Origin of the sequence: Gordonia jinghuaiqii (assembly GCF_014041935.1) — a bacterium.
GTDB classification, from domain to species: Bacteria; Actinomycetota; Actinomycetes; order Mycobacteriales; family Mycobacteriaceae; genus Gordonia; species Gordonia jinghuaiqii.
This window is the reverse complement of sequence record NZ_CP059491.1, coordinates 2,901,521-2,913,221: the sequence shown is the minus strand read 5'-3', so window position 1 is coordinate 2,913,221 and position 11,701 is coordinate 2,901,521. Positions and strand designations below refer to the sequence as shown.

General features: G+C 66.3%; 13 protein-coding genes. 3 read left to right on the top strand and 10 right to left on the bottom strand.

All coding sequences use genetic code 11. The annotated features are described in order from the left end of the window. Positions 1-100: 100 nt before the first annotated feature. The 4 genes from gdhA to H1R19_RS13005 all read right to left on the bottom strand — a co-directional run bounded on the left by gdhA (position 101) and on the right by H1R19_RS13005 (position 3,179). Positions 101-1,462, bottom strand: coding sequence for an NADP-specific glutamate dehydrogenase (gdhA, locus tag H1R19_RS13020; protein WP_188330375.1), 1,362 nt, complete (start codon positions 1,460-1,462; stop codon positions 101-103). Positions 1,463-1,520: 58 nt separating this feature from the next. Then, positions 1,521-2,096, bottom strand: coding sequence for a hypothetical protein (locus H1R19_RS23245; protein ID WP_244970695.1), 576 nt, complete (start codon positions 2,094-2,096; stop codon positions 1,521-1,523). A gap of 114 nt (positions 2,097-2,210) precedes the next feature. Continuing rightward, positions 2,211-2,696, bottom strand: a complete 486-nt coding sequence (locus H1R19_RS13010; protein ID WP_219849248.1) for a GreA/GreB family elongation factor — start codon at positions 2,694-2,696, stop codon at positions 2,211-2,213. 33 nt (positions 2,697-2,729) lie between these two features. After that, the gene (locus H1R19_RS13005; RefSeq protein WP_188330501.1) at positions 2,730-3,179 is read right to left on the bottom strand and encodes a hypothetical protein; all 450 of its coding nucleotides are present in this window, start codon (positions 3,177-3,179) and stop codon (positions 2,730-2,732) included. 485 nt (positions 3,180-3,664) lie between these two features. Between H1R19_RS13005 and H1R19_RS13000 the strand changes: the two genes are divergently transcribed. Continuing rightward, positions 3,665-3,991 carry a hypothetical protein gene (locus H1R19_RS13000; protein WP_244970694.1) on the top strand — a complete coding sequence of 109 codons (327 nt, stop codon included), beginning with the start codon at positions 3,665-3,667 and terminating at the stop codon, positions 3,989-3,991. A 101-nt stretch (positions 3,992-4,092) separates the two neighbouring features. On the opposite strand, the gene H1R19_RS12995 is transcribed toward H1R19_RS13000, so the two are convergent. Beyond that, complete coding sequence (locus tag H1R19_RS12995) at positions 4,093-5,088, bottom strand: alpha/beta hydrolase (protein ID WP_219849246.1); 996 nt, start codon at positions 5,086-5,088, stop codon at positions 4,093-4,095. 287 nt (positions 5,089-5,375) lie between these two features. On the opposite strand from H1R19_RS12995, the gene H1R19_RS12990 reads away from it, so the two are divergent. Continuing rightward, the gene (locus H1R19_RS12990) at positions 5,376-6,752 is read left to right on the top strand and encodes an NAD-dependent succinate-semialdehyde dehydrogenase (RefSeq protein WP_219849245.1); all 1,377 of its coding nucleotides are present in this window, start codon (positions 5,376-5,378) and stop codon (positions 6,750-6,752) included. Positions 6,753-6,821: 69 nt separating this feature from the next. Here the strand turns inward: H1R19_RS12990 and H1R19_RS12985 are convergent, their stop codons facing one another. The 3 genes from H1R19_RS12985 to H1R19_RS12975 all read right to left on the bottom strand — a co-directional run bounded on the left by H1R19_RS12985 (position 6,822) and on the right by H1R19_RS12975 (position 9,062). Further along, a complete protein-coding gene (locus tag H1R19_RS12985; RefSeq protein WP_188330371.1) occupies positions 6,822-7,568 on the bottom strand; it encodes an MBL fold metallo-hydrolase in 747 nt (248 codons plus the stop codon). 202 nt (positions 7,569-7,770) lie between these two features. After that, positions 7,771-8,286, bottom strand: coding sequence for a putative immunity protein (locus H1R19_RS12980; RefSeq protein WP_219849244.1), 516 nt, complete (start codon positions 8,284-8,286; stop codon positions 7,771-7,773). An 83-nt stretch (positions 8,287-8,369) separates the two neighbouring features. Beyond that, positions 8,370-9,062 (bottom strand): SDR family NAD(P)-dependent oxidoreductase, encoded by a 693-nt coding sequence (locus H1R19_RS12975; RefSeq protein ID WP_219849243.1) that lies wholly within the window; start codon positions 9,060-9,062, stop codon positions 8,370-8,372. 153 nt (positions 9,063-9,215) lie between these two features. On the opposite strand from H1R19_RS12975, the gene H1R19_RS12970 reads away from it, so the two are divergent. Next, positions 9,216-10,076, top strand: a complete 861-nt coding sequence (locus H1R19_RS12970; protein WP_219849242.1) for a helix-turn-helix domain-containing protein — start codon at positions 9,216-9,218, stop codon at positions 10,074-10,076. A gap of 544 nt (positions 10,077-10,620) precedes the next feature. Here H1R19_RS12970 and H1R19_RS12965 read toward each other — a convergent pair. Then, complete coding sequence (locus H1R19_RS12965; RefSeq protein ID WP_219849241.1) at positions 10,621-10,992, bottom strand: TraR/DksA family transcriptional regulator; 372 nt, start codon at positions 10,990-10,992, stop codon at positions 10,621-10,623. Between the two features lie 52 nt (positions 10,993-11,044). After that, on the bottom strand, positions 11,045-11,494 hold the full coding sequence (locus H1R19_RS12960) for a GNAT family N-acetyltransferase (RefSeq protein WP_219849240.1): 450 nt from the start codon (positions 11,492-11,494) through the stop codon (positions 11,045-11,047). Between the last annotated feature and the right edge of the window lie 207 nt (positions 11,495-11,701).

The window sequence follows — 11,701 nt, the reverse complement described above, 5'->3', positions numbered from 1 at the left end:
GAAGCCCCCCGACGCGCGTGTGTCAAGGGTCACACCCGGGAGTGACCCTTGAGCGGTATGTCGCCCTGAGGCAGAGGCGCTCTCGAACCCGGCGTACCGATCAGATGAGGCCCAGCGCCAGCATCGCGTCGGCCACCTGGGTGAACCCCGCGATGTTGGCGCCCATCGCGTAGTTGCCGGGTGCGCCGTAGGTGTCGGCGGTGTGCAGGCAGTGACGGTGGATCGAGGTCATGATGTCGGAGAGACGCTCCTCGGTGTGCCCGAACGTCCATGAGTCCCGAGAAGCGTTCTGCTGCATCTCCAGTGCGCTGGTGGCGACGCCGCCGGCGTTGGCCGCCTTGCCCGGGGCGAAGCTGATCCCGGCTTCGGCCAGGATGCGTACCCCATCGGGCGTGGTGGGCATGTTCGCGCCTTCGGCGACGATCCGACACCCGTTCTTCGCCAGTTGAACGGCGTCGTCCCCGTTCAGTTCGTTCTGGGTCGCGCACGGGATGGCGATGTCGGTGGGTACCGACCACAGCGACCCTGAGGTGACGAGGCGTGCCGTCTTCGGACGGGCTTTGACGTAGTCGGCGATCCGCCCGCGCTGGACGTTCTTGATCTCCTTGAGCAGCGCGAGATCGATGCCGGCGGTGTCCACGACGTACCCGCTGGAATCCGAGCAGGCGATGACCCGTCCGCCGAGTTGCTGCGCCTTCTCGATCGCGTAGATCGCGACGTTGCCCGACCCGGAGACCACGACCGTCTTGCCTTCGAGTTTGTCGCCGACGGCGGTGAGCATCTCCCGGACGAAGAACACCACGCCGTAGCCGGTGGCCTCGGTCCGCACCTGGGACCCGCCCCAGCTGAGGCCCTTGCCGGTGAGGACACCGGACTCGTACCGGTTGGTGATGCGCTTGTACTGGCCGAAGAGGTACCCGATCTCGCGGCCGCCGACTCCGGTGTCACCGGCGGGCACGTCGGTGTACTCGCCGATGTGCCGGTAGAGCTCGGTCATGAACGACTGGCAGAACCGCATGACCTCGCCGTCGGAGCGGCCCTTGGGGTCGAAGTCCGACCCGCCCTTGCCGCCCCCGATGGGCAGCCCGGTCAGCGCGTTCTTGAAGATCTGCTCGAATCCGAGGAACTTCACGACCCCCAGGTAGACGCTCGGGTGGAAACGCAGGCCACCCTTGTAGGGGCCGAGTGCAGAGTTGAACTCGACGCGGAAGCCGCGGTTGATCTGCACCTGGTTCTGATCGTCGACCCAGGGCACGCGGAAGATGATCTGGCGCTCGGGTTCGGTGAGGCGTTTGATGATCCCGGCATCGGCGTAGTGCGGATGCTTGGCCAGCACCGGCCCGAGGCTGTCGAAGACCTCGCGAACGGCCTGATGGAACTCGGCCTCCCCGGGGTTGCGCGCAACCACCTGCGCGTACAGATCGCTGATCTTCTCGTCGAGCACGGCCACGGTGGCGACCACTTCCTTTTCGATATGGGTGAGGATGGCGGCCCGGTCGAGCGCGCCGCCACCCCGCAGCCTATCGATCGACAGAAATGCGAGCTCGGGGCGGTCCGCCGTACGCCCAGCGCACGATGGCAGGCATGGCTGCGGTCGTGCTGAGGGAGGCTCCGACGACGAGGTAGAAGGTCGAGGTCACCGACGTGCCGTTGATCTCGGTCTCGTAGGCGGCCTCCCGCGCCACCTCTCGTGCGCGGCGCCTGGCCTTGCGGACATCGGCGGCCGCGAACGCCTCGGCGACGATCAGCAGGCGGCACGAGTCCGCTCGCGACGTGTCGGTGAGGAGTGCGCTGATCACCCGGTCCTCCTGCCGGCGTGCGGCGCGCCGGCGTCGCCAGTTCCAGCAGCCCCGGGGGCCTCCTGGCGGTGGTCCCAGGACCGCGACGCACGATACGACACGACTGCTCCGACAATCGTCGGCGTGTACCGGGCGCAGCTCGGACCCGTCGAAGCTGTATCGCCTGTCGGGTTCGGTGTCGTCGACCACCTCGATCGTCGCGCCCAGCCTGTGGAGGCGTCGGCACAACATGGTGCGCACGGAACCGGGTTGCCCGATCACGACCACGGTTGCCGGGGTGGCCGCGGCGCCCTCCACCTGTGTGGGCGTACGGGTTCGGGACGGAGAACTTGGTCCGATGCCGATCGTGCCGTTCACGGCCGCACCAGCCGCAGCGTCGCGGACGTACGAGTCGAGAACTCCCGTGCCGCCTCAGAGGGATGCGAGGTGATGATCACGGATGGTGATCGTGCACTCGCCTCCGTTCGGCAGCCGATAGCTGCGGTCATCCGCGGTGTCGGCGCCGAGGACTGCTTTGCCCAGCGGCGAGTCCGGCGAGCAGACGTCCATGCCGACCAGGGCGAACTGCTCGGGCGCGCCGACCAGAAAGGTGGTGACATCGCCGGGGTCGTGGTCGAACATCACCGTGACGATCGATCCGATCTGCACTGTTCCGTCTGCGGTCGGTTCGACGCCCGCAGTGGACAACGCCGCGTATAGCTGGGCCAGGTGGGTGTCGAGTGACTCGAGCCGGGCCACGGCACGGTGGTAGGCGTCGTTGTTGTCCAGGTCTCCCGCGCTGCGATGGAGGAGTACCTCGGCGCTGACGAGCGCTCGCTCGCGACAGCTGGAGGCCAGCTCGTTCTCGATTCTGGCGCGGTTCACCGGGGTGTACGGCGCTGATGGTGCAGCAGTCATGACCGACTCCTTTTGATGGATGGGTGCGCGACGTCAGAACGCCGCCAGCACCGGTGAGGCACTCAGCTCGAGCAGCGGATGACGCTCGGCGATCGCCTGCCTCGATGCGTGGTCTACGTCGGTGGTCAGCGTCAGAATCCAGGGCACGGATTCGGACTCTTCCGACGTCCAGGGGTCGAGTTCGAGCTCGGACAAGACGTCCCGGGACAGGCTTTCCAGCTTCGAGGCAGTGATCCGAGCCGAGGGGTCGGCGAACGCGAGACACAGTTCTCTGTCGATCGGAACACCGAAATCGTCGACGTCGTTCTCCCGATGCCACTGCCTCCGCAAAAGAACGGAGTCGGAATCTTCGACGGTGATCGAGCACTTGACCGGACTGGCGAATTTATTCACCGCGCGTGTTGACGCGTGATCGATGAACTTCTGAATCCGACTTGGTGAACCGCACACTCGTATACGGCACTCCATGACAACCGCTTTCACGGCCACTCTCCCTTTACCTGACGCCGACCTTCCGGGCCGGGTTCTATGCACTCTAGCCCAAAAAAAAATAAAATCCAGTCGGTCGCGATGCCGACCCGGTGCGGCTATGAAAACAGTCCTCTTCCAGGGAACTTGGTAGCTCAGGAACCTCGATGGGGCTCGCAGAAACGCCGACTGGACTTTTCTGTTTATCCGGCTATGGTCACGGAGGTGAGGGGGTCAGAACCCATCCGTCACCGATTTGTCAGCGAGGAATCATGGCAGAAAAGAACTCGAGTTCCAAGAAACGTCGACAGGAATTGAAATTGCGTCGCGAACAGAAGCGGGAGAATGCGAATGACAGCATCATTCGCAAGCGAAAGAGCGCCCGATAAAAGGTGCGGAATTCCAATTTCGCCGAAGTGCTGGCGTATCTTCTTGATCGCTTCTCGTCGACGCACGTGGAAGAACGGCCGAACGGTCTTCGACGCGGCTACCGCGCGGGGATGACATTCGCCCGGGTGTGTGTCCTCGACGAGCTGACAACCGAGGCGGTGCGAACCGACGCCTTCTTCGGCGCCGCCGGCATCCGGCAGGGTCGGCGCCGCGAGTTCGACGCACTGCAAGGGCTCGAAGATCGTCTGGTGCGGGAGGGGCTCTGGGCGGCCGAGGCCGACGACAGCGAGTTCGGCGAGGGCTATCGCGCCGCGCTCGCCATCGCCCGAGATCATCTCGACCTGGCCCGGCGGATGCTCGACATCCAGCGACCGCCGGTAGGCGAGAACCGGCCGGTCCGGAGTCGGTCTCGTCGTTCGGCGGTGCTCGTCCAGTGAGGTGCGCGGGTGGACCCGGCCACACCGGCTCGGTCCACCCGCGCGTCCGTCGGCAAGGACTAGGGGCGTCGTCTCAGTGGCGTCGTCTCAGTGGGGTCGCCTCAGCGGGGAACGTCCAGCGCTCGGGCGATGGTCGGCCATGCTCGGTGCAGATCCTGGTTCCAGTAGCCCCAGGAGTGCAGTCCGGCGCGGAAGTCGTAGTTGATGTCGACGCCGGCCCGGTCGGCGCGACGTTTGAAGCTCTCGGTACACCTGGCCACGATGCCCTCGAGTACGCCGCCGACCGGCGAGGCGAGGCCGGCCAGTCCTAGGTCCGGGTCGGGCAGGCCGTTTCCGACTGCGACGTATGTCGGTTTTCCTTTGAGAGCGGCCACATGAACGGCCGGATTGTGGGCGTCCCACGTGTCGTCGTCGAGCGGACCCCACATGTTGTCGGGATTACCGCCGCGCGTGGTCACGGACGTGGCGGTGGCCTGCCGGAACTCGGGCGAACCCTGATCAAGACAGCCGCTGAACGCTGCCACGCCTCGGTAGAGGTCGGGGTGGCGCACCGCGATCGACATCGCGCCCAGCGCTCCCATTGACAGGCCGCCGATGACGTTGCGCCCGTTGCCGTTGAAGCGTTTGTCGACCAGCGGGGGTAGCTCCTTGGTGAGGAAGGTCTCCCACTTGTTGCGGCCGAGGACGGGATCGAGCTTTCGCCAGTCGGTGTAGTACGAGCCGGTACCGCCGATCGGCATGACGACATTGACCGGTTTGCCGGCCATGAACCTGACGATGTCGGTCTGCGATGTCCATCCACTCTGTGTGTAGTTGGTGTACACACCACCGTCGATGCCGTCGAGCAGGTACAGAGTGGGTCGTGGGCGGGTCCGGTCGCGGGGGAGGAGCACGCTGACGCGAATCGGACGCTTCATGGCTGCTGAATACACGGTCATCGTCGCGCGGGTCGGTGACACCGGGGTCACGGCGAGAACTCGCGCCGACTCGCCAGGATGTCGCGGGGCTGCTGAGACCGATTGCGTAACAGCGGGACTCACGAGCGCGGCGATGATGAACGCGCAGCCGACAGCGACGGCCCTCTGCCAGAGTGACACTTCTGATTCCCCCTACGACGCTTCTCGACGGCGTATGCGACAACTCGCTGCTGCGGCCGACTCGGAACCGTCGTTCCGGGCCGAGTCAACCACACTCGGTCCAGACGTAGATTCGCTGACACATTAGAGCAGGTTCGTGACCGAAACGAGGCCGACGTGAGGGCGTTCGTCCGAACGGATGAGTTCCGGCGTCGGAGGGAGTTGTTTGCTGCTGGCACTCGCGGGTACCCGAAAGCTCCGGGCTGTTGAGAGTCGCAGTCGAACGACACAGGAAGGTAGGTGCTCACGTGAGCACATATGTCACCGCGAATCCGACCACCGGCGCGACCGACGCGGAGTTTCCCGGACTGAAGGACGACGAGGTCGCCGGACTCGCGGAACGGTCCCTCGCGGCCTTCGAGGAGTGGCGGACCACCGGAGCCGCCGAGCGTGCCGCCGCGCTTGCCCGGACGGCCGACCTCTACGAGAAGCGTGCCGAAGAACTCGCCTCGGCGATCACGACCGAGATGGGCAAGCCGGCGAAGGAAGCGGCGGGTGAGGTTCAACTGGCCGCCGACATCTACCGGTGGTACGCCGAGCACGGTCTGGATCTTCTGGCGACCGAGGAGCTCGACCCGCAGGGCGCGCAGTCCTCGATTGTGCAGACCGCACCGGTCGGACCGCTCGTCGGCGTGATGCCGTGGAACTACCCCTACTACCAGGTGGCGCGCTTCGCGGCGCCGAACCTGCTCGCGGGCAACACGGTGATCCTCAAACATGCGTCGATCTGCGCGGCGTCGTCGGCGCTGATGGCCGAGATCCTGCACGACGCGGGTGTGCCGGAGGACGCCTACATCAACGCGTACGCGAGCAGCGACCAGGTCGCAGACCTGTTGGCCCATACGGCGATTCGCGGAGTGTCGTTGACCGGTAGCGAGGGTGCGGGCGCGGCTGTGGCGAAGGTTGCCGCGGAGAACCTGAAGAAGTCTGTGCTCGAACTCGGCGGCTCGGACCCGTTCATCGTCCTCGACTCCGAGGACATGGGACGCACGACGAAGATCGCCGCGCGTGCCCGACTGTCCAACGCGGGGCAGGCGTGCAATTCGCCCAAGCGCTTCATCGTGCTCGAGGACCTGTACGACGACTTCGTCAACGGCGTGGTCGAGCAGTTCGAGGCCACCGCTGTCGGAGATCCCGCCGATGAGTCGACCCAGATGGGTCCGTTGTCGTCGCTTTCGGCCCGCGACACCGTTGCGGATCAGGTGAAGACGGCGGTCGAGCAGGGGGCCACCCTGCGGACCGGTGGCTCACCCATCGATCGCGAGGGCGCGTTCTTCCAGCCCACCGTGCTGACCGACATCACACCGGCCATGGACGCGTACTCGGAGGAGATCTTCGGGCCCGTCGCCATGGTCTACAAGGTCGCATCGGCCGAGGAGGCCGTCGAACTGGCCAACGATGTCCAGTTCGGGCTGAGCGGATCGGTATGGAGCAACGACATCGACAAGGCCGAGCAGGTCGCCGACCGGCTCGAGGTGGGCATGGCCTACGTCAACGAGCACGGCACGACGCTGCCCGGCTTGCCGTTCGGTGGGGTCAAACGATCGGGCTACGGGCGGGAACTGGGCCGCTGGGGCATGGGGGAGTTCGTCAACACCAGACTCCGCCGCACCGCGACTGCGTGAGGGCCACGAAGCCAGGGCGCACTTCCGCCCTGGCTTCGTCGCGGGTCGCGGCCGACGCGGGTTGCCCGCTCAGCCGTTGGTGGATCGGGCGCGTTCGACGGCCACCGTCACGCCGTGGTGCCAGGGCGCTCCGTGGCCGGGGAGCAGGGTCTTGGCGCCGGTAGCGGCCAGCCGGTCGAGTGAGTCCCGGTTGCGGTCGAGGTCTGCGGTTGCCGATCCCGCGATCATCCGGGGTCCGGTTGCCGCGGTGTAGGGGTCGAGGGTCACCAGCGCGTCGCCGGAGATCACCGCGTCGTGGTGCGGAAAGTGAAGCGAGACATGCCCGAAGGTGTGGCCGGGCGTCGGCACGACGACCGCGCCGCCGGGCAGCGTCGAATCGTCGGCGAAGGTGATCACGTCAGCGGGTCGGACGCCGCGGACCGTGAACGCCCCGGCAACGGCCATGCGGGACAACAACATCAACGATCGGGGATGTCGCAGGGGGACGCCGAAGCGCGTCGCGTTCGCATGCGCGTATCGGTACGGGTGTGCCGCCAGCCAGGCGTCATCGTGGTGCACGTGCACCGGCAGTCCCCATTCGCGCGTCAGGCGACGTGCAGTACCGACGTGGTCGAAGTGGCCGTGGGTGATGATCAGGTCGGAGACCGCATCGGTGCCGTGACCGAGCTGTCGGATGGCCTTGACGAGCTCCTCGTAGGAGCGTGGGAGGCCGGCGTCGACCAGTACGAGTCGGTCGCCGTCTTCGACGAGGTACTGGTTGGTGTGCGCGTACTCGAGCCAGTGGATGCCGGGCACCACGTCGCGGTGAAAAGTCATGCGGTCGGGTACCCGACCTCGGTCCCGGCAAACCGACCGGGACCGAGGGGGAAGTTTGGGCAAGACCGGAGGTTCCTGTAAGCGCCCCGGTCTCTGGTTCAACAAGCGGGTTACAGCACCGCGTGAACGTGTCTCAAACACTATCAGTAGGACCTGTCTTCCGACGAATCGCCTCCGTGTCCGGCGGGCACACCCTCGGCGTTCAGTCGCCGAAGACGTGCCAGCACAATGCATTCCGTGCTCGTTGGTCCTCGAGGACCAGCTCGCGGATGCCGGCGGGCAACTGGGCCAGTTGCCAGTGGTGTTCGTGAACACCTGCCGGCGCGCTGTGCTCCGCGCCGGCGGCAGCCTGTACCGCTATGATCGCGTAGGCGGCCGCACCGAGATCGTGTTCGGCGACGTGGGCGGTCACGGCTGCCTGGCCGGCGGCGTACGCCGCGAACCTGGGCGCTCCGCGCAGTTCCCTGGCCGCTCCCATCGCATGGCCTCCGGCGGCACGCGAGTCCATCATCGTGACCTCACCGCGGACCCATCCGCGTACAGCATCGATGGCGAGTCGCGGCCGCCGGTCGTCCGGAGCGGAGGACTCGAACAGGGGGAGTACATGTTCCGCACAGGCGGCGGCCCAGAGTGCCAGGAGATGGTGGTCGCTGTCGGTGAGGGTTCCGCCGCGCCTGATCGTCACCAGTCGCGGGTCACGGACTTTCGGGAGGATCACCGAGGCCTCCTGTCGGACTGCGGGCGCGTGGCGCCCCTGACCCGCCGCCCAGCCGGCGTCGACGTCAGCTGGGTGTTCGGCGCCTAAAAGGCCAGTGTGCCGGACTCGTCCTGGAGAGTGCCGGTCGGTCCATCTTTGCCGATGGTCGCGAACCGCACGACGACCTTGGCGCTGTCCTCGACGGACCGCGCGCCCGCCATTCCCAGCGCGGCCGTCATGTCGGTCGCGGTGAAGCCCGGCTCGATGGCGTTGAACTTCACGGCCGGTTCGGCTTTCGCGTACTGCACCATCAGCATCGTCGCCGCCGACTTGGACGCGGCGTAAAGATGTGCGGCGATGCCGTACTCGGACCGATCGGGGTTGTTCACCGCCCAGAACGATCCGACACTGCTGGAGACGGTGACGACCACGGGATGGTCGGATTTGCGGAGCAACGGCAGCGCGGCCTCGGTGACACGGACGACCCCGACGGCATTCGTGTCGAAAACTCTCGCTGCCGTCGCGGCATCCAGGACCATGTCGCCGGTGATCCCGGCGTTGTTGACCAGCACGTCGAGGCGCCCCTCGGCGTCGTCGATCGTGGCCAGCGCCGCGGTCACCGACGCGTCGTCGGTCACGTCCAGTTGCACGAAACGGGCCCCGATGTCGGCGGCGGCCTTCTCTCCCCGTTCGGTGTCGCGTGCACCCAGGTAGACGGTGTGGCCGAGTTCGGTGAGCTGACGGGCGGTCTCGAAGCCGATGCCCTTGTTCGCTCCGGTGATCAGTGTGATGGTCATGCCAGTGTCCTTCCGACGTGTGCCCCTCAGGCGTATGCCCTGTGTGGGTCGTCGACGACGCTATGGTCGGCCGCCGGCGTTCGGCAGTGTCCTGCGGTTCCCAGGGTGTGACAGGGCCCCTTTAGGTGCTGTGCAGGGACTTACGCTGTAGCCATGACCGATAGACCGAACACGCTCGGCGAGTACCTCCGAGCACGTCGCGGACTCGTGACGCCGCAGCAGGCGGGTATCCCGGACTATGGGGTCCGGCGGGTGCCGGGTCTGCGGCGCGAGGAGGTCGCGATGCTGGCCGGCATCAGTGCCGACTACTACCTGCGCCTCGAGCGCGGACGCGACCGCAACCCGTCCACACAGGTGCTCGAGTCGATTGCCCGCGTGCTGCAACTCAACGGTGATCACGTGGCGTACCTGATGTCGCTCATCGAGGACAAGCCACGCCGGGCGCGGCGCCGGCGGCGCAGGGAGACCGTGCCGTCGGGCATACGAACACTTCTCTCATCGATGTCGCAACCCGCCTACATCGAAGGCCGGTACTTCGACGTGCTGGCGTCGAACGCCCTGGCGGTGGCGTTGTCGCCGCGTTTCGCGATCGGCGGCAACCAACTTCGGGACATGTTCCTGGATCCGGCCGAGCAGTCGCTGTATCCCGAATGGGAGCACTCGACACAGTGCCTGGTCGCGAATCTGCGGCAATCGGTCGGTGGCGACGTCGACGACCCGCGATTCGTCGAGTTGGTAGGAGAACTGTCGTTGGCGAGTCCTCGCTTTCGCGAACTGTGGGCACGACATGACATCAAGGTTCAGTTCGGGGCGCCCATGCACTTGGACCACCCGGAGGTGGGGGAGATGACCCTCAACCGCGAGCGGCTCAGCATCGATGAGGCCGATGGTCTGAAACTGGTTGTCTACCATGCAGATCCTGGTACCGAGAATGCCGACAAGCTCGCCTTGCTGGCCTCGTCGGCCTTGCCCGTGGCGCACAACGGCGCGGACCGCGAAGGTCTGCGGTCGTGAGCATGCCGGGGACGTCCGGTTCGCGAGTACTGGGGAGCGACGCGCACGTGAGCACCATCGGCATCATCGGCGCGGGCGAGGTCGGCAGCCAGATCGCCCGCGCTGCCATCGCTCGACGAACTCGCGGGAAAGATCGTGCTGGACACCAACAACTACATGCCGTGGCGAGACGGTCACTACGCAATGATCGATTCGGGTGAGAAGACCGAACATGAACTGCGGCAGGAACAACTGCCCGGCGCCAAGGTCGTCAAGGCGTCCACCCACATCCAGGCACCGCGGATCACCACCGAGGGAAGCCCGCCGGGAACTCCGGGCCGGTTGGCGTTGTCGGCGTCGAGTGACCATCCCGACGCGATTGAGTTCGTCCGAAGCCGTACGACGAGTTCGGTTTCGACTTCGTCGACAACAGCCCGCTCAGTGAGTCGTGGCGCAGCGGTCCCGGCCAGCCGGCGTGGTTGGCGCACGAGCGCCAGGATCGCGCCGCGCTCGCGGCGAACCTTGCCGGCGCGACGCCACGCGCCTAGTCAGAACGAACCGTTTGTCACCATCGCCGTGCCGGGTTGCGTCGCGCGCAGTCGACGCACTGTCGTGCCGCGGGCAGCACTTCGAGACGGTCGGGTGAGATGGGATTGCCGCAGGTTTCGCACCGACCGTAGCCACCGTGCCCCAGTCGATCGAGGGCAGCGTCGATCTCGGTGAGCCGGGTCCGGGACCTCTCGACCTGTGCGACGAGGTGGCCGCGTTCCACGGCAAGCGTCGAGCCCTCCGGGTCATGCTCGTCGTCGGCTGCTTCGTCCGAGGTCGCCTCGATCACCGCTGCCAGCCGCGTCGACATCGAGTTGATCAGTGCCACAGTCCGCGCACGTTCGGCGATCAGCGCCTCGCGCGGGCCGTCCGCCTCAGTTCGGCTCATTGCTCCTTTGTACGCCGGAGGGGTCCGCCGGCTTCATCGCCGGACGACAGAGCTATCTGTGCGCTGCTGCCGGTGGTCCGGAACGCATCATCGGTAGATGGTCGATTCCGGCTTCGATGTAGTTCGGTCCGGTGCGTTCGAAGCCGAACTTGCCGTACCACTGCTCCAAGTAGGCCTGAGCAGAGATTTCGATGGGACCGGGGTATCGGTCGAGGACTGCGGTCAACAGTCGCCCGGCCAGCCCGCGCCCGCGTGCCGACGCCTTGGTGGCCACGCGTCCGATGTGGGGGTACGGCGACTCGTCCAGAAAGCGGAGTGTCGCCAGGACGGTGTCGTCCTCCTCGATCCAGAACAGCGTGGTCGTGGGTTCGAGGTCGCGACCGTCGATTTCGGGTTCGTCGACGATCTTCTGTTCGTGGATGAACACATCGGTGCGCAGCTTCAGGATCTTGTACAGCACGACGGGATCGATGGACGCAACCGTTGCATGGCGTATCGGCATGAGTCTGGCGTCTTTCGGGATCGGCATGGTCGTTCGACAACATGTCTGACGTCGAGCAGCGCCCCGGCCCACTGTTGCGGTGCCCCTCGTGCAGACGCCTACCGACGATACGCCCGCGGGGTCCGTGACGTGTCCGGCCGCCGGGTCCCGAACGGGATCGACGAAACGCCGTCGTCGGCGCGAGGGACGTCCGCGGTGGCCGACTAC

Coding starts and splice junctions, on each gene's coding strand:
- H1R19_RS12965 (WP_219849241.1), bottom strand. CDS start 10,992: ATGAGCCGAACTGAGGCGGACGGCCCGCGCGAGGCGCTGATCGCCGAA.
- H1R19_RS12985 (WP_188330371.1), bottom strand. CDS start 7,568: ATGACTTTTCACCGCGACGTGGTGCCCGGCATCCACTGGCTCGAGTAC.
- H1R19_RS13010 (WP_219849248.1), bottom strand. CDS start 2,696: ATGACTGCTGCACCATCAGCGCCGTACACCCCGGTGAACCGCGCCAGA.
- H1R19_RS12960 (WP_219849240.1), bottom strand. CDS start 11,494: ATGCCGATACGCCATGCAACGGTTGCGTCCATCGATCCCGTCGTGCTG.
- H1R19_RS12970 (WP_219849242.1), top strand. CDS start 9,216: ATGACCGATAGACCGAACACGCTCGGCGAGTACCTCCGAGCACGTCGC.
- H1R19_RS12975 (WP_219849243.1), bottom strand. CDS start 9,062: ATGACCATCACACTGATCACCGGAGCGAACAAGGGCATCGGCTTCGAG.
- H1R19_RS13000 (WP_244970694.1), top strand. CDS start 3,665: ATGACATTCGCCCGGGTGTGTGTCCTCGACGAGCTGACAACCGAGGCG.